Here is a 26,489-nt window from a genome sequence, read left to right as displayed (position 1 = left end):
TTATGAAAAGAATATGCGAATTGTATTCGGAATTACAAAACAAAGACTCAACAAAGAATGGTTTTACACCTGTCACTAAGATTATTGCTTCTGATAAATTTTTCTTGGGAATATCCGAAGAGAAAACCCCAATGTTTCTTATTGATTCTGAATTTGAAAGTGCAATCGCAGATTCAGAGTTGGAATATATTTCTGTTTTGTTCAATAAAAACTGTAAAATAATCGATGATGCAAATAAAGAATTCTTAAAAACATGCTCAATAATAATATTGAATTCAGATAATTATGATTTTCAGAACTATTTTTTGGAAGTTATGTACTTAATGTTGCAAAACATTCCTCAAAATCCAACATCATCACAATTAAAAACAGAAATCGACAAAATCATAAAATTGTTCAGTTGCATGTCAAAACCAGCTGTAAAAACAATTCAAGGGTTGTGGGCTGAACTATTGGTTATTGAACAGTCTGCAAATCCTGAATATCTGATAAAAGCATGGCACAGTTCGCCAAGCAGCAAATTTGACTTTGATGACGGAACCGACAAAATAGAAGTCAAAAGCACATCAAAAACAGAAAGAATCCATAGTTTCGCTCTGGAACAACTAAATCCAAATAAAAATTCAAAACTTGTCATTGCATCAGTTTTTGCACATCAAACAGGAATAGGCAAAAGTATAAATGATTTAAGGGAACATATTTTATCTCGGATAAACGATATACAAGTTCAGGCACTTTTTGACTCGATGATTTTCCAGACTTTAGGGAATGAACTGGAAACCGCTTTTAACTTTTTCTATGACTACAAACTGGCGGTGGACGAACTAAAATTTTATAACGTGGAATTGATTCCAAAAATCGATGCTGAAAATATACCCGCTGAAATTTCTGATGTTCGCTTTTCCTCTAATTTATCTAATGTACCATTTATTGAAAAATATACATTGCACCTGTCTAACCATACTTTGTTCAGGAGTTTGTAAATGAACGGAAAAATTGCTGGTGAGAAATTACTTTCATTATTTACGCATGAAATGGATAAAAATGGAAAGTTTTCATTTATTTCTGGAGTCCAACCTTTTAAAATTCTGTTTAATTCAAAAAACTTTTTCGTTTATATCAAAAATATTTCTTCCGCATATTTTAAAAACAGACCTGACGTGAACCGAGCGCAGCTTCCTCATCGCGAAGAATTTGATTTTATAAAACAATCGGATATCCCCTTTATCTTTTTAGGCTACGACGATGAAAATGATGTGTATGTTTGCTGGGATTTCTATATTGTTAAAAAAAGATTAAATGTACAGGATAATGTATCGTTTTATTCACGGCAGTCATGGCAGAATCAGGTTGAGAAAAATTCATTTCTAAAAAAAGAACTGACAAATGGGGATAAACTTGTCCTATTTAAAAGAACAGACATAATAAGTTTTTTTGAGAATATTGATACTTTCTTTATTTTTGAAGGAAACGATACAGATGAGTTTAAAGCAGATTCTTCGAGTCAAAGTTCCTCCACTGATAAACTTTATAAAATTACGGATAGGAAATTATTGAATAGATTAAAGCCTCTGATGTCTGGTGAGACTTTGCACACATTGGAAGCGATTCAACTTGCACAAAATTTTTATCAAGATGAATATCCGAATATGAGTTATAAAGATTGGTCTATTTTGGTAAAAAGTTTAAAATTCGAGTGATTTATCAATAAAGACTACTTTTCCAAGGGCCTTGCGGGGCTCTATGTCTTTCCCCCTCATTACCCCCGCATCAGTTCCATGAGTTCCGCTAAGTTTGCGCCTGTGTCGAGCCGGTTTTTGCTGATGAAAAGTTTTACGGTTTTTCGGTGGGTGCCGTACAGTCTTGCCATTTTGTTCACGCTTATCCCTGCAAGTAGCATTACGCTCACTTCACGTTCTGCGCCGTCAAGTTTGCTTTTTTTGCTGGTGATATAAAGAACTTTGAAGAACTGCACAAAACTTTCCTTGCAGAAGGATTTTCTGTATTCACTGATGAGTGCAGGTTAGGGGAAAAACTTCAATCCGTGGACAAATCAACAGTCGCTCATGCTGAATAATACCTCTTGGTTAAATAATACATGACGACAAATTTGCAGTATTGTAGTATACTTTTTTTAGGAGGCAAGGAAAATGTACGCAACTACAGGAATAATTCAGGGAAATACAGTTTTAACAGATGATTATACTCTTGAAAATTACAATGGAAAAAAAGTAATTATTACTGTCTTGGACGACGAAAAGCAGTTTTCTACTGTTTCTGATGAAAAACTTTTTTCTGTTTCAGACTCTCTAATTAATCAAAATATTGAAGCGTACAAGGAACTTGCAAAGTGATTTTTAATATTGCTTCTGGAAAACTGGATAAAGATGATATAAAAAATTGGCTTAATTCTCATATAATCTATGGCAAGTAGGATGGCTTCATACAAAAATCAAACATCACTTTTTTCTCACTGCGTTTACTTTGAAAATTCTTCCCGGGATGAAGAATCAGGGCAGGTTGATAAATTTGTTGGATTACGATTTATTGACGGAAAGCTTTCAATTCATTTTCCTGTGGGATATAAAGAGCCGGATAAAAGTGACGAAAAGCAAATTAGGCTGGACATTCTGAATTTAATCAGCGTGCTTTCTTCTTTTGGAATCCCGGAGGCTGAACTTGTCAGAAACGATTTCCGCTCAAAACAGCAAAATGTGGAATTCCCAGTTCATGCCTATCTTTTTATCATCAGCGATTTTTTGAATCACGGTTACTACCAAAAGAAAGAGCAGATTTACAAACGTGGCACAAGCGGAAAAATCAACTGGAGCCGTACAATAAAACAACTGCGCCCTCAGATTGCAGACGAAAGTCCTGTTTACTTAGAATTTATCACTCAGAAAAATCTTCACAATGAAAACGCTCTTTTGACTTTGATTCACAAATATTGTGTTTACGAAAGCTTTCAAAAATTGGGATTTCTTTTTAGTTCGTACAACCCGCAAAAATCTTCGCTGTCTTTCAACAAATCACTTTTTTGTTCTGTCATAAAATCCAAAATCGCTTCAACTTTTAACGAAAAGGAACTTTTGCTTTTTAAGAATATGCTTGATATGATTAACTATCTTGATAATTCCAGCGAAAAAAAAGATTTTATCTACGGCACGAATAATTTTCATCACATCTGGGAGCAGCTGGTAGATTCTGTTTACGGAGAAAAAGACAAGGAAAAGTTTTATCCGAAAGTCTACTGGCGCCTTAATGGGAGTTCAAAAGCTTTTGAGCCTGATTCAGAAAAACGAAGTTCCCTGCGCCCGGACACAATTATGATTACAGACCGCGGAAAATCGAACCAGAAAATATTTGTCTTGGATTCAAAATATTACCGTTACGGAGCCACAAAAAATCCAAATCATCTACCGGACAGTGGCAGTGTGGTAAAACAGCTTGCGTATGCAGAATATATCGATAATCCTAAAAACCGAAGCAAACTTCCAGACAGCGTAGGTGAAAATATTTCAGATTCTTCTATATATAATGCATTCATCATGCCGGCAGAAAATCTTGCTCCTCAAAACATCGGTTATGTTTCGGCTGATTATGTGTTTCCGCAAAACTCAGACGTAGCCGAAAAACCTTATCACAAAATCTACGGTATTCTTTTGGATGTCCGCACCCTTATGTACCGTCACATTCCCCACGACAAGGATATGATAAGTCAACTTGCAAATGTTATTGGAAATACCTAAAAGCAGGGCCTTGCGGGGCTCTATGCCTTCCCCCACGTTACCCCCGCATCAGTTCCCTGAGTCCCGCTAGGTTTGCGCCTGTGTCGAGCTGGTTTTTGCTGATGAAAAGCTTTACGGTTTTTCTGTGGGTGCCGTACAGTTTTGCCATTTGGTTCACGCTTATCCCTGCTAGTAGCATTACGCTCACTTCAAGTTCTGCGCCGTCAAGTTTGCTTTTTTTGCTGGTTGAACCGACTGGACGACCGAGTTTTTTGCCTTCGTTTTTTCTTAGGGCGAGAGCTTCTTTTGTGCGCTGGCTTATAAGGTTCCGCTCGATTTCTGCGCTCAGTCCGAAGGCGAACGCAAGGACTTTGCTCTGAATGTCGTCGCCGAGTCTGTAATTGTCTTTTATTGTCCAGACGCGCGCGCCTTTTTCCATCAGAATGTTCAAAACTGACATAATCATAAAAAGGCTTCGTCCGAGGCGAGAAAGTTCCGAGCAGATTATAAGGTCGTCTTTTTTAACGCACTCGAGAAGTTTTCCGAGTTCCCGCTTTTTTGGTTCAACAGTTCCGCTTATAGTTTCTTCAATCCACGAGTCAACTGTAATGTTCTGCTTTTTGCAAAACTCAAGGATTTCAAAGCGCTGGTTTTCCACTGTCTGTTTGTTTGTGCTGACTCGAATGTATCCGTATGTCATTTTAATCCTTCACGAACTGTTCGATGAACTCAGAAACAATTCTATCTTGCAAGTTGTTCAGAAGGTTCTCTTTGTCCAACTCGTTCTTGAATTCACTGTTCATGTCAATCTGGATGACGTTCATCTTGTTCAGGTTGCTCTCAAAACTTGGGTCGCGGCTGATTTTGTACGGCGCGAAAAGCTCTCTTGAATCAACCCCTTTTGAAAAGTACGCCGAGAGCATGTTGCCGGCAATCGTCTTTCCGAATCGGCGCGGGCGCGAGACGCAGACATACTTGTTGTTCACTTTCATTATTCTGTTGAGCGCGCTTATCATCATTGTCTTGTCAACGTAGATTTCGTTGCTCGTGATTTCTGTAAAATTGTCGTTGTTCGGATTTAAGTAGATTCCCATGTTCTGCCTCTATTCTCATTATAGTACGACTGGCTCATAAAAAGAAGTGGGCGTTTTGTTTGTTGTATTGTTTAGAAAAATCGAAAAAATCGTGGTCTTGTTGTTTTTATGTTATAATCTTTTTGACTGGCATGGCGAATAATCAGCATGGCACTTATTTGACATTCAATATACTAGTCCGCTTGCGGTTTTGAATTTTTAATTTTGAGGAGAAAAATTATGATAAGAGAGTTGGTACAAAAAACTCGTAGTTTTAGAGGATTCGATTCAAGTTACAAAGTTACTGAAAGTCAGCTCAGGGATTTTGTGGATTGTGCTAGGCTTACGGCTTCAAGCATGAATATTCAGCCTTTAAAATATTATCTGGCTTTTTCTGACGAAGATGTAAAAACGGTGCTGTCTCTCTCAAAGTGGGCGGCGGCCTTAAAAGACATGCATCTTCCGCATCCGGGAAAAGAGCCGACAGCCTTTATTGTTATTTGCCAGGATCTGTCTATTTCGCCGAACACGGGAACTTTTCAGAAAGATGTGGGAATCGTTGCGCAAACAATTCTTCTGGCTGCGAGCGAGCAGGGGCTTGGCGGCTGTTGCATAGGGAATTTTAACAAGGACAAAGTAAAGGAAGCGCTTTCATTGCCTCAGAATGTTGAAGTTCAATTGATTCTTGCCGTTGGCCGCCCGGATGAAAAAATTGTTCTTGTGGAAGCCAAAAAAGAAGGAAGCACCGCCTACTATCGTGATGAAAATGATGTTCATTATGTTCCAAAACGCGCTTTGGAGCAGGTTTTATTGAACTAGTCTCAAGATTTGAGCTTACCTCAATAAGCCGTGTCAAAAGTCTGGGAGAGTTTTTAATGAGTATTTTTGAATGAGAAAAATGAAAAAAAATTTTATTTGCCTTATTGTATTTTTGTTGGCGGCGAGTGTGTTTGCCCAAATTGATTCTTCTGTAATCACGTTCAGAGTCGTAAGTTCAGTGCCTTATGAAACGGGCATGAGCAAAGAAAGATGGCCAGCGGACTGTGAGCCGTTCACTTTTTTTAGCGACTTTTTTACAGGAAACAAAACTGTTTTTGCCGAGAGAAACGGACTTGCAATTTCTGGTTGTGATGTTGACTCGATTGATTTTTCTGTTGAGGAGATAACGGGTTTACCATGTGTTTATATCAATTTTTCGGCTGATGCCGCAGATCGTTTTGCAACCTTTACCCAAAATAATGTTGGAAACAGCATTGCAATGGACGTAAACGGTTTTGTTATTTTTACTGCGCAGCTTTGCACTCCGATTGTCGGTGGCAGGCTTCAAATCGGAAATCTTAGCAGAAACACGGTTTATCATGTGGCGGAAGCATTTGATTGCAAAGACAAAATCGAGTATCCGGCGAACTTACAAAAGATTGGTCCCGAAACCAAGATTACGAGTTACGACGAAACCGATTTAAAGGATTTTAATCAGGTTTGCATGAATTTCTTCTACAGTCTTTTGAACGACACTGATGATTTTGAAAAATACGTGGCGCCAGATTCTTTGAAATATGTTAAAAAATACAGAGAAGTTTTGCTCAGGGATTATAAAAACTGCACGGTTCGTGTTGAATCCGAGGGAGACGTTTATTCCCGCATGTTAAATCACGTCTATTATCATATTCCGACTGTAAATGTTTATTTTGAATTGCAAAATGACTCGATTTTTTATGTTGGGGAAGTCGTTGTGAATCCTAATACCTCAGAGATTTTAACTTTGCGGTAGCGAAAGAGAGCCCCCGAAATGAATTCGGGGTGGCATTAATCAATGAACTTGCGGGCAACACAGGCTCTAAAAAAATTGAGTTTATTTTAGACTTTCGAATTTTAGTTTTGCGGCAAAAAGAATCATTTCCACGGCCTCGTCAACTGAAAATTTCTCCATGTTAATCATCATGTGGCGGGCGGTTAATTCTTCGCGGCTTTGTCCTGTAACGAATTTGTACCATTTTTGACGCAGAAAATCGACTTTCTTTATGAGTTTTTCCGCATTCTTAAAAGGCAGGTTGTATGCGCTCGAAACATGCTGTCGCCTAAAAGAAAATGGCGCGTAAAGAAAAATGTTCAGAACGTTCTCGTAATCGGCAAGAAAATGATCGGAGCAGCGACCGAACATAACGCAAGTTTCTGTGTTCGCAATATCACGGATAACATACGCTTGTGCCGCGACGGCTTCGCTTTTGTAGTAGGCATTTGTCGTTCCGTAATCAAATTCATTTATGTAATATTTTATCAAATCTTTTTCTGATTTTTTTCTGTCAATGTCGTATGCCGAGGATTCGTCGATTCCTGCGATTTTTGCGGCGCGTTCCACAAGTTCTTTTTCGTAAAATTTTACGTTCAGTTTTGACGCTAGCTTTCTGCCAACTTCGCTGGCATTGCATCCGAATTCTCTTCCTATGGTGATTACAAATTTGCTCATATTTTTCCCCTTTTATTGTGCTCAGACTATTTCCTTTACAACTTTTTTTGAAACGTAAAGCAGCAAGGAATTGATACAAAAATAGACGACGGCTATTAAGGCATAAAGAGCGATAATATATGAAGATTTTACGTATTTTCCCATAATAATTTGCCCTGAATACATAAGTTCGTGCACGGCGACTACCGCACACAGCGATGTGTCTTTTAAAATCGTTACGAACTGTCCGACGAGCGGCTTTCTGATTCTTTTTACAGCCTGCGGAATCACCACGTGAATCAACGTTCCTGTGTAACTAAAACCTTGCGAATATGCGGCTTCCCATTGCCCCTTTGGAATTGATGCCATGCCGCTGCGGATTATTTCTGCTACCAGCGCGCAGTTCAAAAATGTTAGGGCGGTTATTGAACTTGCGATGGTCGGCAAGGGGAGTGTAAAGCGAAATGCGATAATCATCAGAATCAAGGGAAGATTTCTGGCAATGTCTATATATATAGAAGAAATTTTTGCAGCCAGTCCTTTCCCTGAAAATTTTGAGACTCCAAGAATGGCGCCTATTAAAAAACTCAGTACAATCGTGCAGACTGCAATCAAAAGCGTTGTGGCAAGTCCCCGAAGGAGGAACAAAGCTGTTGTAGCTGAAAGAAATTCTGTGCTTGACATTTTTAACCCCTTACAAGTTTTTTCTCAAGAGCTTCTGACCATTTTGAAAGGGGCAGGCAGAGAATCAAATAAAGCAGAGCCGAAATGATAAAGCTTTGTGTGTAGCATCCGTAATCGGCAGCCCACCCGTCCGCGCAGTACATAAGCTCGCCTGCGGTAACGACTGTCAGCGTCGCGGAATTCTTAATCATGTTCACGCACTGGTTTGTCATTGGCGGAATCGCGATTTTTACGGCCTGGGGCAAAATTATATAAAAAAGAGATTGAATGTAGCTCATTCCCTGGCTTAAAGCCGCTTCGTTTTGACCTTTTGGAATTGCTTTTATTGCGGATTCAAAAACGCTGGCTCCAAATGCTCCGGTGTAAAGCGAAAGTCCTATGCAACCGCATAAAAACGGGCTAAGCATGATTCCGATTCGTGGAAGTACGTTGTACATGAACAGAAGCTGCACTATGAGCGGAGTATTCTGAAAGAAGTTTATGTAAGCCAACGCAATATTTTTTGCAGTCGTATTCTGTGTGCAACGGACTATTCCCACAAAAAGCGAAATGAGAAGCGTAAGGACAAGGCTCACCAGAGAAATTGCGATTGTGATTAAAAATCCTCCCGCAAAAACACGCCAGTCAGAAAAAAGAAGCAGCCATCTATCAATATCGAACATACCTTTCTCCAAAAAAGGGGCTTTCGCCCCCCACAAATCCAATTACATATTATTTTGAACTTATTTATCAAGGTTGAATTTTGCCTTGATTTTTGCCATCTCTCCAGATTTTTCCATTTCGTCAATTGTTGCGTTTATGACTGCGAGAAGCTCTTTGTTTCCTTTTTTGACAGCAATTCCGTAGTTCTGCGGAGAATATCGCTCGCTCATAAGCATTACGGAATCTTCCATGTAGCCTGCAAGAATCGAAGAGTCAACCGAGAACGCGTCGATTCGGCCTGAATCGAGAGCAGATTTTATTTCTGCGTAAGTTGCATAATCGTTGAACTTGAGCGTAATTCCAGCTTTTTTTGCCTCGGCCGTCAAAGTTTTCTTAGTTGTAGAAGCCTGAGAAACTCCGACTGTCTTTCCGTTCAAATCCTTAAAAGAATTGAATCCGGAAGCCTTTTTTACCATAATGGCAATTGGATCCTGCATGTAAATCGTAGAAAAATCCCAGAGCTTTCGTCGCTCATCAGTAACGGTGAATGTTGCGGCAACCATATCAATTTCACCTGTGTCAACTAGAGGGCCTCTGGTTTTTGCTGTTACGCCGGTGAATTTAACGGACTCTTTTCCGAAGATTTTCTTTGAAACCGCTTTTGCAATTTCAATTTCAAGACCTTCGTGCTGGTTTGTCGCAGGATTTAAATATCCGTAACCCGGAACGTCTTCTTTGCAACCGACTTTTAAAACGCCGGCTTTTTTGATTTTGTTCAAATCACTTTTTGCCGCGAATGCGGAACTTGCCGACAAAACCATGAGACTTGCACAAAGAAATTTTACCAAAGTTTTTTTCATAAATTTGCCTCCAATTTATTTTGTTTTTTGGCGTTCCAAAGTTTTTAGTTTTTAGAAACGCCCAATATTTTACTGAAGAACATACGAGTCCGTTCGTTCTTCGGATTTCCAATTACGTTTTCTGGCGTGTCATCCTCGATTATGTGGCCGCCTTCAAGAAAAAGTAGCCTGTCGGCAATGTGACGCGCAAAACCCATTTCGTGGGTGACGAAAACCATGGTGATGTTCTCTTTTGCAACTTCTTCCATGATTCCCAGAACCTCGCTAATCATTTCGGGGTCAAGCGCGCTCGTTGGCTCGTCAAAAAGAATCACTTTTGGTTTCATCGTAAGCGCGCGGGCAATGGCAACACGCTGCTGCTGACCACCGCTCAGCTGACTCGGAAATGAATCTTTTTTTGCGGCAAGACCGACTTTTTCAAGATTTTGCATCGCTCTTTCAACAAGTTCCGCCTTTGGTTCGTGTTTTAAAAGAAGCGGGGCAAAAATCAGGTTTTCCAAAACAGTCTTGTGGCTGTAAAGATTAAAACTCTGAAAAACCATGCCAATGTCCTGCCGGGCTTTGTAAAGAACTTTTGCCTTCTGATTCGTAAGAACTTGACCATTTACAGTGACAGAACCCGAATACGGTTTTTCAAAAAGATTGATGCAGCGGAGAAGTGTGGATTTTCCGGCACCGCTCGGCCCGATGATTACAGTTTTGCTTCCCTCCGCGATTTTTAGGGAAATATCGTTCAGAACGGTCAAATCGCCGTACTTCATCGTTAAGTTTTGCATTTCAATCATCGTTTTTTCTTTGACCATTCAAACCTCCGAGCATAAAAAAAGGAGCTGACCATTTTTTAGGCCAGCTCCTTTGCTGATGTGGTTAATTTATTCTCAAAACAAAAAAGCTACAATACAGTTTTACAAAAAAAATCAAAAACTTTATACTTTATAAGTATGAACTTAATACAAAACTGAGGGCAAAGTTTGAACTATGATGGATTTTCGTATGATGAAAAACTTTTTGAAGGTTGCCGAGAAGGAAAATATAACACAATCTTCAAAAGAACTGAACGTTGCACAGCCTCATTTGACGCGGCAAATTCAAAATCTTGAGGAAGAACTTGGCGTAAAACTTTTTGTAAGAGAAAAAAAACGGCTTCACATAACTGATGAAGGCAGATTTTTAAAACAGCAGGTGGAGCAGATTTTAAAACTTGTGGAAAAAACTGAGCGCCAGATTCGGGAAATGAGTACAGAAATTTCTGGGACGCTTTTTATTGGCGTAATAGAAAGCGTGAGCGCAAATTATCTTCCTGAATGGATAAATAAATTCAAAAAAAATCACTCTGCCGTAAAATACAATATTTGGTCTGCAAATTCAAACGATGTTACGGAGCGACTTGAAAAAGGGCTGGTGGACATTGCCATTGTGCGGGAGCCAGTTGATTCTGAAAAATTCAGTTCGATTCATTTGTTGGATGAAAACTGGGCAGCTTTTTTTAGCAAAAATCATATTTTCTCTCAGAAAACCGGCGAAAAAATCAGCCTCGCGGAATTGTCGAACGTTGAGCTTTTGGTTCCCGCCCAGCGCGTTGAAGAAATTGAGGGCTGGTTTTTAGAAAATAAATTGTTTGCAAAAATAATTTGTGCCTTCTCTCCGATGAACAACGGACTTGAGCTTGTAAAACAGGATTTTGGCGTTGCGATTCTTCCTGAGAGTGCCGTAAAAAGCGTAAATCCGTCGGAAGTTCTGGTAAAAAAACTTGCGGAAGAAAAAAACACCGGAATCGCAGTAATCTGGAAAAAAGATTATGAGCTTCCGGTGGTCGCAAAGAATTTTATAAATATCCTAAAGTCTGATTTTATTCAGTAACGGTTTCTGCTGTAGTTGCTCCAAGCTGTTCCGAAATCAAAAGCAGATTTTCGTGTGTTTTTGGTGCAGTTGCAGTCTTCTTTTCTTTGTAAATATCTGCAATTTCCTTAAAGTACGATTTTAAGGAAGTCGCAACTTCAGGATTTTTTACGTTTGCTTCAAAGCTCGGAACGGTTAATTCCATTCCTGGCAAAAGCAAATCTGGATCAAGAACGACTTTGTTTGAAGCAAGCATAATCAGCGGAAAATAGTAACCGTTGTCTTCGCCATAGAATTTTTTTGCAATGGAAGTGAGTTTGTCACCGTAAACAACTTTATAAGTCTCTGCATTGTCAAGAATTAAGTTTTTCTGGTACGAAGAATATACTTTTTCAAATTGTTTGTTTACTTGTTCCTGTTCTTTTGAAGTTGCCTCCACGTTTTCGGCAAGTTTTGTGTTTGCACAAGAAACAGCTAATACAGAAGCAATTATTGCAAAAAGAACAACCAAATTTTTTTTCATGTAATTTTTTTCCTCCAAAAACAAGTATATAAATTTTAAGAACATTTAATAGAGCATTCATATACTAATTTTACGGTAACAAATAAAAAGTGCATGAAAAAATTATTGAATCTCCAAAAACTCGAATTTTATTTGCACGAATGTGATTATCCCCAAAATAATAGCTAAGACTCCGCTCAAAATATTGCTCACGCCCATGACGATTCCTGCGCTTTCGCTTCCGTAATTTGTGAACGCACGAAGTAAAACAAGCACTGGAACCCTAAAAAGGAAGATTCTGCAGAAATTCATAAAAAGAGTCACTTTTGTTTTTCCAAAACCGTACATTAACGAAAGGACTGACGCATTTACGCCGAGCGGAATCGCCCCCCAAGCTTCGTAACGGTAAATGGTTTTTATCATTTCGTTAAAAGAATCATCGTCGCCTGCAAAGAATCTGGAAATATATTCAAGTCCCAGTAAAGTTACGGCCATCAAAACGGCACCAATCAAAATATTGCAGACAAGTTCGCACTTAAAGGCCAAAAGCGTTCTTTCGTATTTTCCGGCCCCGCGGTTCTGGCTTATGACGGCACTTCCGCCTTCCTGAAATCCCGACTGCGGCATAGTCGTAATTCCGCCAATGTTGTTCGATATGCCAAGAGCACCCACGGTTTGTGAACCGTAAACCGTGCACATGGAATTTACGATTACTTTTCCCATTGCAAAGGCTGCTTTTTCGATTATGACAGGCACTGAAAGATTCACCATTGGCATGACGGTTTGTTTTTTGAATGAAACTGCTTTTGCCGAAAAACTGAAAAGATTGTCTTTTTTTGACATGTTCACGGCAGCCGTGGCAAGAACCGTCAATTGCGAAACGAGAGTTGCGATTGCGATTGAAGTTACGCCCCAGTGGAAAATGTAGATAAAGACCGCGGTAAGGCTGAGCTTTGTGATTACGATTCCCATGTTCATCCAGAGGATTCTCTTGGAATTTCCTCGAGCACGTTCAATTGCTATGTAGATGTTGTTGAAAAATGTGACGACCAAAGCGACAAGCTCAATCCTAAAGTAAGGAATTCCGATTTCCAAGAATTCTTCTGGCGTGTTCATAAATTCAAGAAAGCTTCTCGAAAAAGGAAGAAGGGCGAGCAAAACTCCAAGACCGAGAATTGCGCACAAGGCGGCCATTGTTGAAACTCTTCTTCGGACCAATTCAAAATCGCCGGCACCGTAAGCTTCGCTTACTTTTATGCTCGCTCCAACGGCAAGCCCGCTTCCGAGCGCCGAGAGCATTATCTGAATCTGGCTGATGTAAGCCACTGAAGAGACTGCGGTTGAACTTATGTGCGAAGCCATCATGGTGTCGAAAACCTTGAAGACTTGGGTTAGACTTTGGTAGAGCGCTAGCGGGGCGCAAACGTAGAGAATCACCTTCATCATGCGCCCGTTAAGGGCGAATTCTCTGTAATTTTTCGTCTTTTTTTGACAATTGTGCTTTCATTTTCTTGACCTACAAAAAAAGTATAAACTAGAAAAAATATGTAGAAATACGTATTTTTTTGTGTTTATACTGAATAAACTACTGATTTTTTATGATTGTTCAAAACTGAGTGCAAGCAATCGACTTGTGAGGGAAAATGGCAGAGCAGACGATATACGACGGAAAGCGGGACGGACACTACCGTGACAGGGCTATGGAATTTATGATTCAAAAAGAAGTGCGCAACAAATCCATGACCAGCGCTCATTATCATCCGTATTATGAGATTTTTTATGTTACGATGGGAAATTGCAGAATGTTTGTTGGACACAGCCTTTTTACGGTCTCGCCGGGCGAAATGGTTATTTTGCCCCCATCCACGTTGCACCGAACGCAGTACGACGAAAAAATCCCGGTTGAAAGAACGACGGTGAGTTTTACTCCAAAATTTATTGATGGAATGGGCCAAATTGTCGGAATGAAGACACTTGAAGAATCTTTGTGCATGGGCAAGGTGATTTTTAACGGTCAGTCTAGAGAGCGGCTAGAGGTGATTTTTGAAAACTTGCTTTTTGAAGATAAAATCAACGACAAATTTTCGGAAGCGGCAAAAAAAACACTTCTTTCGGAGCTGTTCGTTTGCTTGGCGCGAAACGGAAGCGGTTTGTCTGAAGAAAAGTTGATGAACGAGACCGAGGCAAATATTCAGGATGCTGCCAAGCACATATTCGAGCACTATTCCGAGGAAATTACGCTAAAGGAAGCAAGTTCCATAGCAGGGATGAGCGAGACTTACTTTTCAAAAAAGTTTAGGGAAGTGACCGGATTTGGATTTAAAGAATACCTGACGAACATCAGAATGCAGCATGCGATAAACATGCTTACGAGCGGTGACTTAACGATAACGGAGATTGCCATTGAATGCGGATTTCCTGACGCGAACTATTTTGGAGACACATTCAAAAAACGCACCGGAATGTCGCCGCGGGATTTCAGACGGAACCCATCGGCTGGAAAGTTATAGGTTCAATGTTGAGTTTCAAAACTCGACATTCGACATAATCAAATTTGCAACACGGACTGTTGACACAAGTTTTTCTTTGTAGTATAAATCTATTCATCAAACGGCAACGAGGTCGCAGAGCAAACGCTTTGCGACCTTTTTTTATATTCGGCGATGAAGTCGGCACAGTGCACGGTGTTCGATTTTGTCGCCTTTTTTTTTCGGAGGCAAAAGATGCAAGATTTGTGGTCGGTTTGGTTTTTAATAGGCGCTGCATTAGTTTTCTGGATGCAGGCGGGATTTGCAATGGTGGAAACAGGCTTTACACGTGCAAAAAACGCAGGCAACATCATCATGAAGAACCTGATGGACTTCTGCATCGGTACGGTCATGTGGTTTTTGATTGGTAGCTCGTTGATGCTTACTTTTACAGACCCGGTGACTGGCGAAGTGAGCAAGGGCATCTGGAGCGTGCTCGGAAAACCTGGTTTTTCAGTATTCACGAGCTATGCGACCTTCGATTTTTCGAATTTCGTTTTTAACTTAGTCTTCTGTGCCACAACGGCAACAATCGTTTCTGGCGCAATGGCAGAACGAACGAAATTCAGTTCATATTGTATTTATTCAGCAATCATATCTGGAATTATCTATCCGATTGAAGCTCACTGGACTTGGGGCGGCGGATTTTTAACGGCTTGGGGATTCCACGACTACGCAGGTTCTGCTTGTATTCACATGGTTGGCGGTATTTGTGCTTTGATTGGAGCCGCGATGGTCGGACCACGAATCGGAAAATTCAAGCGAGACGGGAACGGCAAAATCGTAAAAGTTCACGCTTTTCCAGGACACAACCTTACAATCGGTGCGCTTGGTGTATTCATCTTGTGGCTCGGCTGGTACGGATTCAACGGTGCGGCTGCTACAGACGTTCCAACCCTCGGTTCTGTTTTCTTGACTACGACTGTTGCACCAGCGGTAGCCACAGTAACTACGATGGTTTTTACTTGGATTAAATACGGAAAACCTGATGTTTCAATGTGTTTGAACGCTTCGCTTGCCGGCTTGGTGGCAATTACAGCTCCTTGTGACGTAACGGATTGTGCTGGTGCCGCAATTATTGGCGTAGTGGCAGGTTTGCTCGTTGTGTTCGGCGTTTGGCTCTTGGACTACAAACTTCACATTGACGACCCGGTCGGTGCTGTTGCAGTTCACATGATGAATGGAATTTGGGGAACAATCGCAGTCGGTCTTTTTGCTACAGAATCTGCTCCGGGATTCAAACTTGCAGGAATCAAAGAAGGTGTCTTCTACGGAGGTGGATTTGAGCAGCTTTTTAAGCAGTTTGGCGGAATGGCAGTAATTATTTTGTGGACTGTCGTTACGATTACGATTGTCTTTGCAGTAATCAAAAAACTTAACGGACTTAGAGTTAGCGCAGAAGAAGAAATCATTGGTCTTGATAAGCTTGAGCATGGTCTTGAATCTGGTTACGCAGGATTTGCTTTGAGTCAGCATTATTCAAGCGCAGAAATTCGTGCTGCAGAAAAGGCAGGATTTAAAGTTCCTGAAGAAGAAGCGATTCCTGTTAAGACAGTTCCTTCTTCAAAACCAGATGCAAAATTCCACAAAGTTGTTATTATTACTCGTCAGACAAAATTTGACGAACTTAAAGCCGCTTTGAACGACATTGGCGTAACCGGCATGACTGTAACGAATGTTTTAGGTTGCGGAGTTCAGCATGGTCAGGGCGAGTTCTACCGAGGAACTCAAGTTGAAATGACTCTTCTTCCAAAAATCAAGATTGATACAGTCGTTTCTGAAGTTCCGGTTGACTTGGTAATCCATGCGGCCAAAGAAGTTCTTTACACCGGTCACATTGGCGACGGAAAGATTTTTGTGTATGACGTTGACAACGTAATCAAAGTTCGAACCGGTGAAGAAGGCTACGACGCATTGCAGGATTAAAAGGAAACGCCACACGTTGCTTTTAATTTTAAGTTGGCTTGTGCGTTTCCGTAAACGCCACGAGTTGGTTCTAAGATTTTGAGTTGACTTGTGCGTTTCCCGACAGTTTTTCTAGCGAAAAACTGTCGCTCTGTTTGGGGCACTTTTCTGGTGTTCGCAAAATACGGCGGCAAGGAGAGCCGTGTTAATCTCTGTTCGTCTGTGTCAAAAGTGAAAGTCTACTTGCAGGACGGACTTTCTGTAGCAATTAAAGCAAACTTATTGACAAAAAAGTGCCGTTGGGGTATAAAAACATCAACGGCAAAGAGGTCGTAGATAGAATCCTTGAGATTTTCAGGGGTTTTGTCTACGACCTCTTTTTTTTTAATTCCAGCCAGTTTTACTGCATGGATTACGTATAGCATAGACTAAAAATTTGCTAGTTTATAATGCAAAATCCATGAACTTTTAACAGTCTGGAACTTTTGGAGGCATTTATGTGTGGATTTGTAGGTTGTTTTGATTTGAGTTCTGGCGGAAAACCAATTGCGGACGGATTAAAAGATGAGCTTCGCACCCAGGTTTTGGAGATGAGCAAACGCATTCGGCATCGTGGGCCGGACTGGAGCGGTGTTTATACTGGCAAAAACGCGATTCTGAGCCATGAACGCCTTTCTATTGTTGACCCGCTTTCTGGAAAACAGCCGCTCGTAAGCGATGACGGAAAAATCATTCTTGCCGCAAACGGCGAAATCTATAACCACAAAATCCTTCGTGAAGAATTCAAAGAAAAATACAATTTCCGCACCGGAAGCGACTGCGAAGTAATCATTCCGCTTTACAAAGAATGTGTTGCAAAAGGCGGCGACTTTGCAGAAATGATTGAAAAACTTTCCGGCATTTTTGCCTTCGCGCTTTACGACTCCGAGCGGGACTGCTATCTTATTGCCCGCGACGAAATCGGCGTAATTCCGCTTTACCAAGGCTGGGACAAAGCCGGACGTTATTTTGTTGCAAGCGAACTCAAAGCCCTGGAAGGCGACTGCGTTACAATCGAAGAATTCCCGAACGGAAGTTATTTGTGGAGCGGGGCGGATGTTGCGCCAAAAACAATCCGTTGGTACAAACGTGACTGGGAATCTTACGACAACGTAAAAAATTCTCCAAAGGCCACAGACGAAAAAGGCGAAATCATAAATCCAAGCGTAATCGAAAAAGTTCGTAACGGGCTTGAAGCAGCCGTAAAAGCTCAGCTTATGAGCGACGTACCGTATGGCGTTTTGCTTTCAGGCGGACTTGATTCTTCGATAATTGCGGCAATTACGCAAAAATTCAGCAAAAAGCGAATCGAAACTGACGGAAAAGAAAGCGCATGGTGGCCACGATTGCACAGTTTTGCAGTTGGCTTGGAAGGCAGCCCGGACTTAATCGCCGCACAAAAAGCCGCAGATTTTATCGGGACAGTGCACCACGAAGTTCACTTTACGATTCAAGAAGCTTTGGACGCGCTCCCAGACGTTATTTATCACATTGAAACTTACGATATTACCACCGTCCGTGCGAGCACGCCAATGTATCTTTTGGCACGCGTCATAAAATCAATGGGTATTAAAATGGTACTTTCGGGCGAGGGAAGCGACGAGCTTTTTGGCGGATATTTGTATTTCCACAAGGCACCGAATTCTAAAGAATTTCACGAAGAACTTGTGCGAAAAATGAGCAAACTTCATTTGTACGATTGTCTTCGTGCGAACAAAAGTCTTATGGCATGGGGCGTTGAAGGACGAGTCCCGTTTCTCGACAAAGAATTCATTGATATTGCGATGGGCCTGAATCCGACAGACAAAATGTGCATCAAGCTTGATTCAAAACAGCGAATTGAAAAATGGATTTTGCGCAAAGCTTTTGAAGACATACTCCCAGAATCAATCTGCTGGCGACAAAAAGAACAGTTCAGCGACGGCGTTGGCTACAACTGGATTGACACTCTCAAAAAGATGACGGAGGAAAAAGTGAGCGACAGCGAATTTGCCCGCCGAGCAAACCGCTTCCCGGTAAATCCGCCAAAAACAAAAGAAGAATAGTATTACCGCGAAATCTACAGCCGACTTTTTCCAAGCGACAGTGCCGCAAAATGCGTGCCACACGAAGCAGGAGTCGCTTGCAGCACAGCAAAAGCCCTTGAGTGGGATGCCGCATGGAAGAACATGGACGAGCCGAGCGGACGAGCAATTTCTGGCGTGCACGATAAGGCATACTAAATTATAGACGAGGTTAGCAATGTATACTCAAAGTGAAGTTTTGGATTTTATTCAGGAAGAGGACGTAAAATTTATTCGTCTGGCATATTTTGATGTTGCGGGCAAACAAAAAAACATTTCGATTATGCCGAGCGAACTTGAGCGGGCATTCAGGGAAGGAATCGCCTTTGACGCATCAGCTGTCCGCGGATTTGAGGGACCTGAAAAATCAGACCTCTTTCTTTTCCCTGACCCTAGCACTCTTGCAATTATCCCGTGGAGACCGATGACCGGAAAAGTCGTTCGAATGTTCTGCGACATTCAGGATTCCGATGGAAAACCATATTCAAAAGATTGCAGGACGCTCCTAAAAAAATCTTGCAAGCGCCTAAAAGACGAATGCGGAATCGAGCTTATAATCGGCACGGAAATTGAGTTCTATCTTTTTTGTCTGGACGAAAAAGGAAAGCCGACAAAAGAGCCGTTTGACACCGCTTCTTACATGGACATTGCGCCTGAAGACCACGGAGAGAATATCCGCCGAGACATCTGCTTTACGCTCGAACAAATGGGAATTACCCCGGAAGCAAGCCACCACGAAGAAGGCCCTGGCCAGAACGAAATTGACTTTATGTATTCAGACGCATTAACAGCCGCAGACAACGTTGCCACATTCAAGTGGATTGTAAACACAAAAGCCGCCTCGAACGGACTGTACGCAGACTTCTCGCCAAAGCCACTTGCTGGCGAAGCTGGAAACGGAATGCACATAAATCTTTCTTATCGACTTGCAAACGGCGCAAAAGAGAGCGGGGGAGACGAAAATCTTCTTCCGTACATTCTTGGCGGAATCTACAATTATATAGAAGAAATTACGTGTTTTTTGAATCCTGTGGAAAATTCTTACATTCGGTTAGGCTCTTCAAAAGCCCCAAAATACATTTCGTGGGGAAAAGAAAACCGCTCCGCAATGATTCGACTCCCGGCCTCAAAAAGCGGAACCCGGCTAGAAGTGCGCTCCCCAGACCCGATGTGCAATCCGTACATTGCAATTGCGCTCCTGATAAACGCGGCAATCGAAGGAATCAAAAACAAAATCACTGCACCGGCCTCAACGGAAGAGAATCTTTTTGACAACAAGATTGCTTCAAAGCTCAATTTAAGAACGCTTCCGCAATCACTCGAAGAAGCAAAGGCAATCGCAAGAAAAAGCGATTTCGTAAAATCAGTTTTAGGTGAAATAGAAGTGTAAAAAAATGAACCAGGAAAGCCACAGCGTACTTTTAGTTTCTGATGACAGCAAAATAGTTTCTCAAATCAAGGCGTTTTTAATCGCACCGATTTTTAATCTGACTGTAGCTGACAATTTTTATGAAGCTGGCAGAATGGCAGAAATGCGGTCGTTCGATTTTATTATCATTGATTCGGCAGACGGTTCTGGCACGGATTTTTCGATAAATATCTGCGAAACCGATGCAGTCCTTTTGCTTGTAGTTTCAAGCGAAAAGTTTGACGAAATTTCATATCGCGTGGAAAGTTACGGAATCCTTACGATTTCAAAACCGTTTGAGCCATTCTATTTTTACAATATGATGAAAGTCGCCATTGCCGTAAAAAACAAAATTCGTGCTCTTACAAGCCAAACCATAAAACTCAAAAGCAAAATGGAAGAAATCCGCCTCGTTAACCGCGCAAAATTTCTTCTCATTGAAAAGCAAGGCTTGTCAGAGCAGGAAGCCCACCGTTATCTAGAAAAAAAATCCATGGATTCTGGTCAAAAACGAACCTCCGTTGCCGAGGAAGTGATAAAAAGACTTTCATAGGCACGCGGAGGCGTGGGGGAGGGAGGGTTAATCCCTTGCGAATAAATCCCTCGTGTAAACTTTATCCCTACAGTCTTGCAAGTCGTCAGAAAGACGGTTTGCAAGGATTACGTCGCTTATTTTTTTAAATTCTGTCAAGTCGCGAACAAGGCGCGAATGAAAGAATTCGTCGTCTTTATAAGTCGGTTCGTAAATAACAACTGTAATTCCTTTTGCTTTTATTCTCTTCATAACACCTTGAATAGAACTTTGTCTAAAATTATCGCTATTTGCTTTCATTGTAAGCCGGTAGACACCTACAACTTGAGGTTTTTGTGCAATAATTTGGTCTGCAATAAAATCTTTGCGAGTTGAATTTGAATCGACTATTGCACGAATAAGATTCTGTGGAACATCATTGTAGTTTGCCAAAAGCTGCTTTGTATCTTTAGGAAGACAGTATCCACCATAGCCAAATGATGGGTTGTTGTAAAAATCTCCGATTCTTGGGTCCAGACAAATTCCTTGAATAATTTGTTTTGTGTTTAGACCGCGAATTGCTGCATACGTATCTAATTCATTGAAGTATGCTACGCGTAATGCAAGAAAAGTGTTTGCAAAAAGTTTGATTGCTTCGGCTTCCGTGCAATGCGGATGAAGTACAGAAATCTCTGAAGCAGGTCTTAACGCTGCATCCTTTAAGAGTTTTGAAAACAGTATAGCTTTTTCTTTTAAGCTTTCATCATCTTTTGGATAACTCACTACAATTCGGCTCGGGTAGAGGTTGTCGTAAAGCGCATGACCTTCGCGTAAAAATTCTGGACTAAAAATCATGTTTTTGTAGCCAGTTTCTTTTCGTAAGTTTTCCGTATATCCAACTGGAACCGTTGATTTTATTACAACGGTAGCTTTACTGCCACACTCTTTTACGATTTTCATTACTGAATCAATACTTGAAGTGTCAAAATAATTTTTTTCTGGATCGTAATTTGTTGGAGTAGATATGATGATAAAATCAGCATCTTTGTAAGCCGATGCTCCGTCTGTAGTTGCGATTAGATTCAATTTTTTTGTTGCAAGATATTCTTCAATTTCCTTGTCAATTATTGGAGATTTTTTTGAGTTAATTAAATCAACTTTTGCCTGGATTACATCAACGGCATGAACTTCATTGTGTTGTGCCAAAAGAATTGCATTCGAAAGACCTACATATCCTGTACCTGCTACAGCTATTTTCATTTTTTTCCCTCTTACAAACTATATCGCTATTTTTTTCCTTTCAGTTTTTTTCCGAGTCCGCGTAAAAAGCCCATTTGTTTTTCCATAAAAGTAAAAAGCAAAGGAAACTTTTGTTTTATATCCGCCAATGTGAACGTTAAAGGAGATTGCATTATGCTGACAATTCTTTGGTCGTTTATCAAATGAACTCCGTTGAACTGAAATTTGGGATCTAAAATCATTTTTTGAATATCTTCTGGAATTATTCCTATTTCTTTTATGCGATACTGCAAAGTCTTGTCTGCCAGCTTATAATATGGAATATAGTTCTTTCCGCTGAATTCACTTGAGTAGTAATGTATAATTTTTGCATTTTTTAAGAATGCCAGTCCGCCATGACTTGGCTGACAATTCCACTTTCCGTCCAAATGCCCCATTTTTAACCCAGTTCGGTAATTGGCCTCGTTAAGCGCACTTTGGTCATGCAAATCATGCTTTTCGTAAGCGGAATATTTCCATACTTCGTTCCAGGCCTTAAAAAGTGCTTTTGACTCATCACCGTCTTTTGCTAGTATTATTCCACCATTTATATTGCAATTTGCAGCTTTTGTGCCGTTAAAACCAAGTTTTTTATCGCGTTGCAGAAAATATTGCTTATGAATGTGCTCATCCAACATACAATGTCCGTCAAGAATTCCTGCTGTTTGGAACGGTTCATTTTCAATTTCTGACAAGTCTTCACATATGATTGTGTCGCAGTCAATATATAAAAAAGAACCACTTACATAATCTGGAATAGCAGTTTTTATAAGCCGACTTCGCTCTGTATTTGTTACACTGTCGTCAAAATCAATACTCATAACATGTGTTGCATATTTTAAAAGCTCAGTACGCTTATTTTCTGAAGTGAATGTCGAGAAAGTCTTGTTATCAACCAAAACTATAATTTCAGCAGTCTCCATTTTTTGTCTTAAAGACCAGACCGACATGAGACACTGTTCGTAGTATAAATCTTTTGGTGTTGATGTAAGAACGTAAACGTATTTCATAGCTATTTATTGTAATATTTTTTGTACCACTTGGCAAAGAGAGAAAGCCCCGTTTCGAGCGAAGTACTTGGCTTAAAACCAAAATCTTTCTGCAATTCCGCAACATCAGCATACGTTTGATATACATCACCAGGTTGCATAGGCAAAAGTTCTTTTTTGCCAGGTTCTTTTATGATTCCCTCATTTATTAGACATTTTTCCAAAGTTTCGACAAATTTCATAAGACTTTCTGGATGATTATTACCAATGTTGTAAATCTTGTATGGAGCACCGTCTTCGGTTTCGGAAGGCGTTTTTTGCATCACATTTACGATTCCTGTTACGATGTCATCAACGAAGGTAAAATCTCGGTACATGTCGCCCATGTTGTAAATCTGAATCGGTTCACCGTTTACAAGTTTGTTCGTGAATTTAAAGTATGCCATGTCAGGACGTCCCATTGGACCGTAAACTGTAAAAAATCTTAGGCCTGTGCTAGGAATTTTGTACAATTTTGAATAAGCATGTGCAAAAAGTTCGTTGGATTTTTTTGTTGCAGCATAAAGTGAAACAGGATTGTCAACTTTGTCTTCAGTCGAATATGGAACTTTTTTGTTTGAGCCATAAACGCTAGAAGATGAGGCATAAACTAAATGTTCCACAGAATGAGCCCTGCATGCTTCAAGAATATTGTAAAAGCCGATTATGTTTGAATGAATGTAACTTTCTGGATTTGTTATTGAATAACGAACTCCAGCCTGAGCAGCAAGGTTTACAACGATTTGTGGGCTATAATCTGAAAAAAGTTTATCGACAAATTTTTTTTCCGCAATATCCCCCTTTATAAATGTAAAATTCCCGCCAGCTTCCGAAAGCATTTTAAGGCGCTCATCTTTTAGATTTGTGTCATAGTAGTCTGTAATGCAGTCAAGTCCAATAATTTTTGACGACGGATATTCTTCAATCAATCTTTTTGAAAGAAAGCTACCTATAAAACCTGCTGCTCCTGTTATAAGAATTGTTTTTTTTTCTAACGATATATTCATAAATTATCCTCGATTCGTTAATTGAATTAGATTAAGCAATTAGCATTTATTATAGCACTTGTTTTCTGTATGAAATACATATTTAGTTTCATAAGTTTTATTGTAATGATATAATCGATATATGTCTAAAGAGTTTGTAGAATCTATTATTGAAAACAAAAAAAATTCTTTAAATGAATCAATTGAAATTTTGCATTCATTCTGTCCGTATAGAGTTTGTCCTTTAGGGGCGCATGTTGACCATCAGCTTGGTTTGGTGACGGGTTTTGCGCTTGATATTGGCACGACTTTTGATTTTTTTTCTACTGATGATGGCGAAATTGAAGTCTATTCAGAAAATTTTGACGGTGATGCTTTTGGCAACATCAATGATGAATTTGAACGGCAGTACACCTGGGTTGACTATCTTTTTGGCGCGATAAAAACCTTGAAAAAAACGTATAGCATTACAAAAGGAATCAAGGGAATTTTAAAAGGAGATATTCTTGGCGGCGGTCTTTCGTCATCCGCGAGCGTAATTCTAACTTATTTAAAAGCTTTCGCGAATGTGAATGGAATAAAACTTACGAGTCCTGAACTGATAAATCTTGCCATTGACGAAGAGCGAAATTATATTGGCGTTAATGTTGGAAAACTTGACCAAAGTTGTGAAGTTTATTGCAAGAAAAATCATCTTCTGTATCTTGATACAAAAACGGATTCCACAAAACTTATTCCGATTCCAGAAAATATGCCAGATTTTGAAATTGCCGTAATTTTTTCTGGAGTGGAACGAAAGCTAGCGGGAAGTGCCTACAATACGAGAGTTGATGAATGTAAGGCAGCAAGCTACGCTCTTAAAGATTTTGCTCATCTTGAGTATGGCAAATTTGCAGATTCATATTTGCGCGATGTTCCGCTTGGAATTTATCAGCAGTATAAAAAACAACTTCCGCACACATGGGCAAAGAGGGCAGAACATTTTTATGGTGAAAATGAACGTGTAAAAAAAGGTATACGAGCTTTTCAAAATGGAAATTTAACTGAATTCGGAAAAATAATTTTTGAAAGTGGTCGTTCTTCAATTGAAAAATATGAGACTGGAAGTAACGAGTTAAAAGCCCTGCATGAGATTCTGGAGAAAACAGAAGGTGTTTACGGCGGACGATTTAGCGGTGCTGGTTTTAATGGCTGTGCAATGGCAATTATAAATCCTGAATTCAGGGATTCGATAAAAGAAACTGTACGAAGTGAGTATCTTTCAAAATTTCCAGATTTGAGCAATAAATTCTCGATTGTATTTTGCAAAACTGCAGATGGAGTGGGATTATGAAATCAATAATTTTAGCGGCTGGCTATGCGACACGTCTTTATCCTCTTACGGAAAATTTTCCAAAACCGCTTTTGAAAGTCGGTTCTGTCTCAATTTTGGACAGGCTGATTGATGATATAGATTCTTTTGATGAAATTAACGAGCATATAATCATTTCAAATCATAAGTTTATTGACCAGTTTAACAACTGGAAAAATTCACGCTCCTTTCAGAAAAAAATCACGGTGATTGATGACGGTTCTACAGAAAACGAAAACAGGCTGGGAGCCGTAAAGGACATACTTTTTGCAATAGAAGAATGCAATATAGGTGAAGATATTTTGGTTCTTGCAGGGGATAACATTCTTGATTTTTCTTTACGAGATTTTGTTTCATATCAAAAAGATAAAAACTCTGCCTGTATAATGCGGCATTTTGAAAGTGAAAAGGTAAAACTACAGAAAACGGGTGTTGCTATAATTGATGAGACTGAGAGAGTCATTAAAATGCAAGAAAAACCCAGTGAACCTGAATCAAACTGGGCTATTCCGCCTTTTTATATCTATACGAAAGAAGATCTTCCCTACATAAAAAAAGCCTGTACCCCCCAGAGTGATGGTTCTTTAATCTGCGGTACCGATGCTCCGGGTGACTTTATCTCCTGGTTCTGCTCAAAGCGACCTGTCCACGCCTGGCTGATGCCTGGCAAGCGACATGACATAGGCGACTTGAAAAGCTTCGAGGAAGCTCAAAAACTGTTCACCTGAAAAGAAAATTATATCTTTTCAGGAATTAATGCTTTCTTTACTTTTTCCTTATTACATATTCCGCAAGGTTTGCCAGATCTTCCTTCTGCTTTCTGGCGACGAGCGGAGAGTCGGTGTTTCCCACAAAACTGAACTCGACCGGGCTTGTGGCGATGATTCCCGAAGGAAGCAAAAATCCCGCAAGAAGAGCGAGACCAAGTGCGGAGAGTATGAAAATCGAAAATCCGCTGTCGTGGTGTGAGGTTGAAACTTCTGTAGAATCCCTCTTGTTCAGTAATCGTCTCGCGAATCCCATGCAGACCGGCAGAAATGCCACAAGCATCGAAAATCCGACAAGTGCAAGTCTTTTTGCGAGTGCGTAATTCGGTTTTGCGAGGATAAAAATGCTTGCAAGCAACAAAATCCCAGAAATCACAAGGTGAACCAGTCGACGGGGATTTTTAACCTTTGCATTTACTAGATTTTTAAAAAGCGAGAATGTGTTGTTCAGAATCCAGTAGCAGACAAGGCCCGATGGAGAGTCGTAAAGAATGAAAAGGAACACAAGCGCGAGTGCGTAGAGCTGGATTTTTTCTTTGAGCGGCGCTTTTTTAAGGTAGATTACTCCCGAAACAAAATTGATGAGCGTCATCAAAATCGGGAGAAGATTTATACTATACGGCAGTTCCCCCCCCGTTGAGATTTGAACTGACCCCATAAACTAGGACACCCACGGAGGTGTAAAAAATGGGGAATAATCAAAAGTACAGCATTGACTTCAAGTTACTGGTTGTAGGAAAATACAGGCAAGGTATCTGTGGCTACAAAAAACTTGCCAGAGAATTTAATCTTTCTAGAGATACGGTACGCGACTGGTGTTTAAATCCGAAGCTTCAGAATGCAACTCAAAT

General features: G+C 40.3%; 30 protein-coding genes. 16 read left to right on the top strand and 14 right to left on the bottom strand.

The window, feature by feature from the left end; genetic code table 11:
* Window positions 1-2 precede the first annotated feature (2 nt).
* Together JI65_RS08000 and JI65_RS07995 are read left to right on the top strand one after the other, a co-directional pair.
* Window positions 3-983, top strand: a complete 981-nt coding sequence (locus tag JI65_RS08000) for a PD-(D/E)XK motif protein (RefSeq protein ID WP_191014964.1) — start codon at window positions 3-5, stop codon at window positions 981-983.
* Entirely contained in the window at window positions 984-1,700 is a 717-nt protein-coding gene (locus JI65_RS07995; RefSeq protein WP_191014962.1) for a hypothetical protein, read from the top strand.
* A gap of 59 nt (window positions 1,701-1,759) precedes the next feature.
* Here JI65_RS07995 and JI65_RS07990 read toward each other — a convergent pair whose 3' ends face one another.
* Window positions 1,760-1,975 (bottom strand): hypothetical protein, encoded by a 216-nt coding sequence (locus tag JI65_RS07990; RefSeq protein WP_191014959.1) that lies wholly within the window; start codon window positions 1,973-1,975, stop codon window positions 1,760-1,762.
* A gap of 175 nt (window positions 1,976-2,150) precedes the next feature.
* On the opposite strand from JI65_RS07990, the gene JI65_RS07985 reads away from it, so the two are divergent.
* Together JI65_RS07985 and JI65_RS07980 are read left to right on the top strand one after the other, a co-directional pair.
* On the top strand, window positions 2,151-2,354 hold the full coding sequence (locus JI65_RS07985) for a hypothetical protein (protein ID WP_191014956.1): 204 nt from the start codon (window positions 2,151-2,153) through the stop codon (window positions 2,352-2,354).
* An 81-nt stretch (window positions 2,355-2,435) separates the two neighbouring features.
* Entirely contained in the window at window positions 2,436-3,749 is a 1,314-nt protein-coding gene (locus JI65_RS07980) for an LlaJI family restriction endonuclease (RefSeq protein WP_191014953.1), read from the top strand.
* 37 nt (window positions 3,750-3,786) lie between these two features.
* On the opposite strand, the gene JI65_RS07975 is transcribed toward JI65_RS07980, so the two are convergent.
* Both JI65_RS07975 and JI65_RS07970 read right to left on the bottom strand, forming a co-directional pair.
* Complete coding sequence (locus JI65_RS07975) at window positions 3,787-4,428, bottom strand: master DNA invertase Mpi family serine-type recombinase (protein ID WP_191014950.1); 642 nt, start codon at window positions 4,426-4,428, stop codon at window positions 3,787-3,789.
* A gap of 1 nt (window position 4,429) precedes the next feature.
* Complete coding sequence (locus JI65_RS07970) at window positions 4,430-4,822, bottom strand: AAA family ATPase (RefSeq protein WP_191014948.1); 393 nt, start codon at window positions 4,820-4,822, stop codon at window positions 4,430-4,432.
* Window positions 4,823-5,041: 219 nt separating this feature from the next.
* On the opposite strand from JI65_RS07970, the gene JI65_RS07965 reads away from it, so the two are divergent.
* The gene (locus tag JI65_RS07965) at window positions 5,042-5,620 is read left to right on the top strand and encodes a nitroreductase family protein (protein ID WP_191014945.1); all 579 of its coding nucleotides are present in this window, start codon (window positions 5,042-5,044) and stop codon (window positions 5,618-5,620) included.
* Between the two features lie 79 nt (window positions 5,621-5,699).
* Window positions 5,700-6,572, top strand: a complete 873-nt coding sequence (locus tag JI65_RS07960) for a SecDF P1 head subdomain-containing protein (protein WP_191014942.1) — start codon at window positions 5,700-5,702, stop codon at window positions 6,570-6,572.
* Between the two features lie 81 nt (window positions 6,573-6,653).
* On the opposite strand, the gene JI65_RS07955 is transcribed toward JI65_RS07960, so the two are convergent.
* The 5 genes from JI65_RS07955 to JI65_RS07935 are packed head-to-tail and all read right to left on the bottom strand — an operon-like array spanning window position 6,654 to window position 10,236.
* Window positions 6,654-7,268 carry a cytidylate kinase-like family protein gene (locus JI65_RS07955; RefSeq protein WP_191014940.1) on the bottom strand — a complete coding sequence of 205 codons (615 nt, stop codon included), beginning with the start codon at window positions 7,266-7,268 and terminating at the stop codon, window positions 6,654-6,656.
* Window positions 7,269-7,289: 21 nt separating this feature from the next.
* Window positions 7,290-7,931: an amino acid ABC transporter permease gene (locus JI65_RS07950; protein WP_191014937.1), complete on the bottom strand. Its 642-nt coding sequence runs from the start codon at window positions 7,929-7,931 to the stop codon at window positions 7,290-7,292.
* Between the two features lie 2 nt (window positions 7,932-7,933).
* The gene (locus JI65_RS07945) at window positions 7,934-8,593 is read right to left on the bottom strand and encodes an amino acid ABC transporter permease (RefSeq protein WP_191014934.1); all 660 of its coding nucleotides are present in this window, start codon (window positions 8,591-8,593) and stop codon (window positions 7,934-7,936) included.
* 60 nt (window positions 8,594-8,653) lie between these two features.
* Window positions 8,654-9,433: a transporter substrate-binding domain-containing protein gene (locus tag JI65_RS07940; protein ID WP_191014931.1), complete on the bottom strand. Its 780-nt coding sequence runs from the start codon at window positions 9,431-9,433 to the stop codon at window positions 8,654-8,656.
* A gap of 44 nt (window positions 9,434-9,477) precedes the next feature.
* A complete protein-coding gene (locus JI65_RS07935; RefSeq protein ID WP_340138433.1) occupies window positions 9,478-10,236 on the bottom strand; it encodes an ATP-binding cassette domain-containing protein in 759 nt (252 codons plus the stop codon).
* Between the two features lie 190 nt (window positions 10,237-10,426).
* Between JI65_RS07935 and JI65_RS07930 the strand changes: the two genes are divergently transcribed.
* Window positions 10,427-11,293 carry a LysR family transcriptional regulator gene (locus JI65_RS07930; protein WP_191014929.1) on the top strand — a complete coding sequence of 289 codons (867 nt, stop codon included), beginning with the start codon at window positions 10,427-10,429 and terminating at the stop codon, window positions 11,291-11,293.
* Here JI65_RS07930 and JI65_RS07925 read toward each other — a convergent pair.
* Window positions 11,283-11,795, bottom strand: a complete 513-nt coding sequence (locus JI65_RS07925) for a LysM peptidoglycan-binding domain-containing protein (protein ID WP_191014926.1) — start codon at window positions 11,793-11,795, stop codon at window positions 11,283-11,285. The genes JI65_RS07930 and JI65_RS07925 overlap by 11 nt on opposite strands.
* Window positions 11,796-11,897: 102 nt before the next feature.
* Window positions 11,898-13,217, bottom strand: a complete 1,320-nt coding sequence (locus tag JI65_RS07920) for an MATE family efflux transporter (protein WP_277950593.1) — start codon at window positions 13,215-13,217, stop codon at window positions 11,898-11,900.
* A gap of 200 nt (window positions 13,218-13,417) precedes the next feature.
* Here JI65_RS07920 and JI65_RS07915 point away from each other — a divergent pair, with 200 nt between their 5' ends.
* The 6 genes from JI65_RS07915 to JI65_RS07895 all read left to right on the top strand — a co-directional run bounded on the left by JI65_RS07915 (window position 13,418) and on the right by JI65_RS07895 (window position 20,270).
* Window positions 13,418-14,284, top strand: a complete 867-nt coding sequence (locus JI65_RS07915; RefSeq protein WP_191014922.1) for an AraC family transcriptional regulator — start codon at window positions 13,418-13,420, stop codon at window positions 14,282-14,284.
* A 213-nt stretch (window positions 14,285-14,497) separates the two neighbouring features.
* On the top strand, window positions 14,498-16,228 hold the full coding sequence (locus JI65_RS07910; RefSeq protein ID WP_191014918.1) for an ammonium transporter: 1,731 nt from the start codon (window positions 14,498-14,500) through the stop codon (window positions 16,226-16,228).
* Window positions 16,229-16,704: 476 nt separating this feature from the next.
* Window positions 16,705-18,291, top strand: a complete 1,587-nt coding sequence (gene asnB / locus JI65_RS07905; RefSeq protein ID WP_340138432.1) for an asparagine synthase B — start codon at window positions 16,705-16,707, stop codon at window positions 18,289-18,291.
* Window positions 18,292-18,345: 54 nt separating this feature from the next.
* Window positions 18,346-18,468, top strand: coding sequence for a hypothetical protein (locus JI65_RS17650; protein WP_340138431.1), 123 nt, complete (start codon window positions 18,346-18,348; stop codon window positions 18,466-18,468).
* A 19-nt stretch (window positions 18,469-18,487) separates the two neighbouring features.
* Entirely contained in the window at window positions 18,488-19,699 is a 1,212-nt protein-coding gene (locus tag JI65_RS07900; RefSeq protein WP_191014915.1) for a glutamine synthetase family protein, read from the top strand.
* Between the two features lie 4 nt (window positions 19,700-19,703).
* Window positions 19,704-20,270 (top strand): ANTAR domain-containing response regulator, encoded by a 567-nt coding sequence (locus JI65_RS07895; RefSeq protein ID WP_191014912.1) that lies wholly within the window; start codon window positions 19,704-19,706, stop codon window positions 20,268-20,270.
* Between the two features lie 27 nt (window positions 20,271-20,297).
* On the opposite strand, the gene JI65_RS07890 is transcribed toward JI65_RS07895, so the two are convergent.
* From JI65_RS07890 to JI65_RS07880, 3 genes are read right to left on the bottom strand one after another with little or no spacing between them, the layout of a single operon-like run.
* Window positions 20,298-21,488 carry a nucleotide sugar dehydrogenase gene (locus tag JI65_RS07890; protein WP_191014910.1) on the bottom strand — a complete coding sequence of 397 codons (1,191 nt, stop codon included), beginning with the start codon at window positions 21,486-21,488 and terminating at the stop codon, window positions 20,298-20,300.
* Window positions 21,489-21,514: 26 nt separating this feature from the next.
* On the bottom strand, window positions 21,515-22,516 hold the full coding sequence (locus tag JI65_RS07885) for a glycosyltransferase (RefSeq protein ID WP_191014907.1): 1,002 nt from the start codon (window positions 22,514-22,516) through the stop codon (window positions 21,515-21,517).
* A 2-nt stretch (window positions 22,517-22,518) separates the two neighbouring features.
* Window positions 22,519-23,541, bottom strand: a complete 1,023-nt coding sequence (locus JI65_RS07880) for a GDP-mannose 4,6-dehydratase (protein WP_191014905.1) — start codon at window positions 23,539-23,541, stop codon at window positions 22,519-22,521.
* A gap of 121 nt (window positions 23,542-23,662) precedes the next feature.
* Here JI65_RS07880 and JI65_RS07875 point away from each other — a divergent pair, with 121 nt between their 5' ends.
* Window positions 23,663-24,853, top strand: coding sequence for a GHMP family kinase ATP-binding protein (locus JI65_RS07875; RefSeq protein WP_191014902.1), 1,191 nt, complete (start codon window positions 23,663-23,665; stop codon window positions 24,851-24,853).
* Entirely contained in the window at window positions 24,850-25,599 is a 750-nt protein-coding gene (locus tag JI65_RS07870; RefSeq protein WP_191014899.1) for a nucleotidyltransferase family protein, read from the top strand. Before JI65_RS07875 ends, JI65_RS07870 begins: the two co-directional genes overlap by 4 nt.
* Window positions 25,600-25,636: 37 nt before the next feature.
* Here the strand turns inward: JI65_RS07870 and JI65_RS07865 are convergent, their stop codons facing one another.
* The gene (locus JI65_RS07865) at window positions 25,637-26,296 is read right to left on the bottom strand and encodes a YidC/Oxa1 family membrane protein insertase (RefSeq protein WP_191014897.1); all 660 of its coding nucleotides are present in this window, start codon (window positions 26,294-26,296) and stop codon (window positions 25,637-25,639) included.
* A gap of 29 nt (window positions 26,297-26,325) precedes the next feature.
* Here JI65_RS07865 and JI65_RS17775 point away from each other — a divergent pair.
* Window positions 26,326-26,489, top strand: a 164-nt coding sequence (locus tag JI65_RS17775; RefSeq protein ID WP_191014894.1) for a helix-turn-helix domain-containing protein, incomplete at its 3' end; no start/stop codon positions are given.

It is taken from the genome of Treponema zioleckii (genome assembly GCF_014737315.1).
Lineage (GTDB): Bacteria > Spirochaetota > Spirochaetia > Treponematales > Treponemataceae > Treponema_D > Treponema_D zioleckii.
Note: the sequence above shows the minus strand (reverse complement) of the source record. Positions and strands in the feature narration are given on the sequence as shown.

Excerpts from the sequence above, each read along its gene's own strand:
- JI65_RS07900 (WP_191014915.1), top strand. The coding sequence starts at position 18,488 with ATGTATACTCAAAGTGAAGTTTTGGATTTTATTCAGGAAGAGGACGTA.
- JI65_RS07960 (WP_191014942.1), top strand. The coding sequence starts at position 5,700 with ATGAAAAAAAATTTTATTTGCCTTATTGTATTTTTGTTGGCGGCGAGT.
- JI65_RS07950 (WP_191014937.1), bottom strand. The coding sequence starts at position 7,931 with ATGTCAAGCACAGAATTTCTTTCAGCTACAACAGCTTTGTTCCTCCTT.
- JI65_RS07940 (WP_191014931.1), bottom strand. The coding sequence starts at position 9,433 with ATGAAAAAAACTTTGGTAAAATTTCTTTGTGCAAGTCTCATGGTTTTG.
- JI65_RS07980 (WP_191014953.1), top strand. The coding sequence starts at position 2,436 with ATGGCTTCATACAAAAATCAAACATCACTTTTTTCTCACTGCGTTTAC.
- JI65_RS07920 (WP_277950593.1), bottom strand. The coding sequence starts at position 13,217 with ATGAAGGTGATTCTCTACGTTTGCGCCCCGCTAGCGCTCTACCAAAGT.
- JI65_RS07895 (WP_191014912.1), top strand. The coding sequence starts at position 19,704 with ATGAACCAGGAAAGCCACAGCGTACTTTTAGTTTCTGATGACAGCAAA.
- JI65_RS07910 (WP_191014918.1), top strand. The coding sequence starts at position 14,498 with ATGCAAGATTTGTGGTCGGTTTGGTTTTTAATAGGCGCTGCATTAGTT.
- JI65_RS08000 (WP_191014964.1), top strand. The coding sequence starts at position 3 with ATGAAAAGAATATGCGAATTGTATTCGGAATTACAAAACAAAGACTCA.
- JI65_RS07970 (WP_191014948.1), bottom strand. The coding sequence starts at position 4,822 with ATGGGAATCTACTTAAATCCGAACAACGACAATTTTACAGAAATCACG.
- JI65_RS07870 (WP_191014899.1), top strand. The coding sequence starts at position 24,850 with ATGAAATCAATAATTTTAGCGGCTGGCTATGCGACACGTCTTTATCCT.
- JI65_RS07930 (WP_191014929.1), top strand. The coding sequence starts at position 10,427 with ATGATGAAAAACTTTTTGAAGGTTGCCGAGAAGGAAAATATAACACAA.
- JI65_RS07965 (WP_191014945.1), top strand. The coding sequence starts at position 5,042 with ATGATAAGAGAGTTGGTACAAAAAACTCGTAGTTTTAGAGGATTCGAT.
- JI65_RS07915 (WP_191014922.1), top strand. The coding sequence starts at position 13,418 with ATGGCAGAGCAGACGATATACGACGGAAAGCGGGACGGACACTACCGT.
- JI65_RS07945 (WP_191014934.1), bottom strand. The coding sequence starts at position 8,593 with ATGTTCGATATTGATAGATGGCTGCTTCTTTTTTCTGACTGGCGTGTT.
- asnB (WP_340138432.1), top strand. The coding sequence starts at position 16,705 with ATGTGTGGATTTGTAGGTTGTTTTGATTTGAGTTCTGGCGGAAAACCA.
- JI65_RS07955 (WP_191014940.1), bottom strand. The coding sequence starts at position 7,268 with ATGAGCAAATTTGTAATCACCATAGGAAGAGAATTCGGATGCAATGCC.
- JI65_RS07925 (WP_191014926.1), bottom strand. The coding sequence starts at position 11,795 with ATGAAAAAAAATTTGGTTGTTCTTTTTGCAATAATTGCTTCTGTATTA.
- JI65_RS07995 (WP_191014962.1), top strand. The coding sequence starts at position 984 with ATGAACGGAAAAATTGCTGGTGAGAAATTACTTTCATTATTTACGCAT.
- JI65_RS07875 (WP_191014902.1), top strand. The coding sequence starts at position 23,663 with ATGTCTAAAGAGTTTGTAGAATCTATTATTGAAAACAAAAAAAATTCT.
- JI65_RS07885 (WP_191014907.1), bottom strand. The coding sequence starts at position 22,516 with ATGAAATACGTTTACGTTCTTACATCAACACCAAAAGATTTATACTAC.
- JI65_RS07985 (WP_191014956.1), top strand. The coding sequence starts at position 2,151 with ATGTACGCAACTACAGGAATAATTCAGGGAAATACAGTTTTAACAGAT.
- JI65_RS07865 (WP_191014897.1), bottom strand. The coding sequence starts at position 26,296 with ATGGGGTCAGTTCAAATCTCAACGGGGGGGGAACTGCCGTATAGTATA.
- JI65_RS07880 (WP_191014905.1), bottom strand. The coding sequence starts at position 23,541 with ATGAATATATCGTTAGAAAAAAAAACAATTCTTATAACAGGAGCAGCA.
- JI65_RS07975 (WP_191014950.1), bottom strand. The coding sequence starts at position 4,428 with ATGACATACGGATACATTCGAGTCAGCACAAACAAACAGACAGTGGAA.
- JI65_RS07935 (WP_340138433.1), bottom strand. The coding sequence starts at position 10,236 with ATGGTCAAAGAAAAAACGATGATTGAAATGCAAAACTTAACGATGAAG.
- JI65_RS07890 (WP_191014910.1), bottom strand. The coding sequence starts at position 21,488 with ATGAAAATAGCTGTAGCAGGTACAGGATATGTAGGTCTTTCGAATGCA.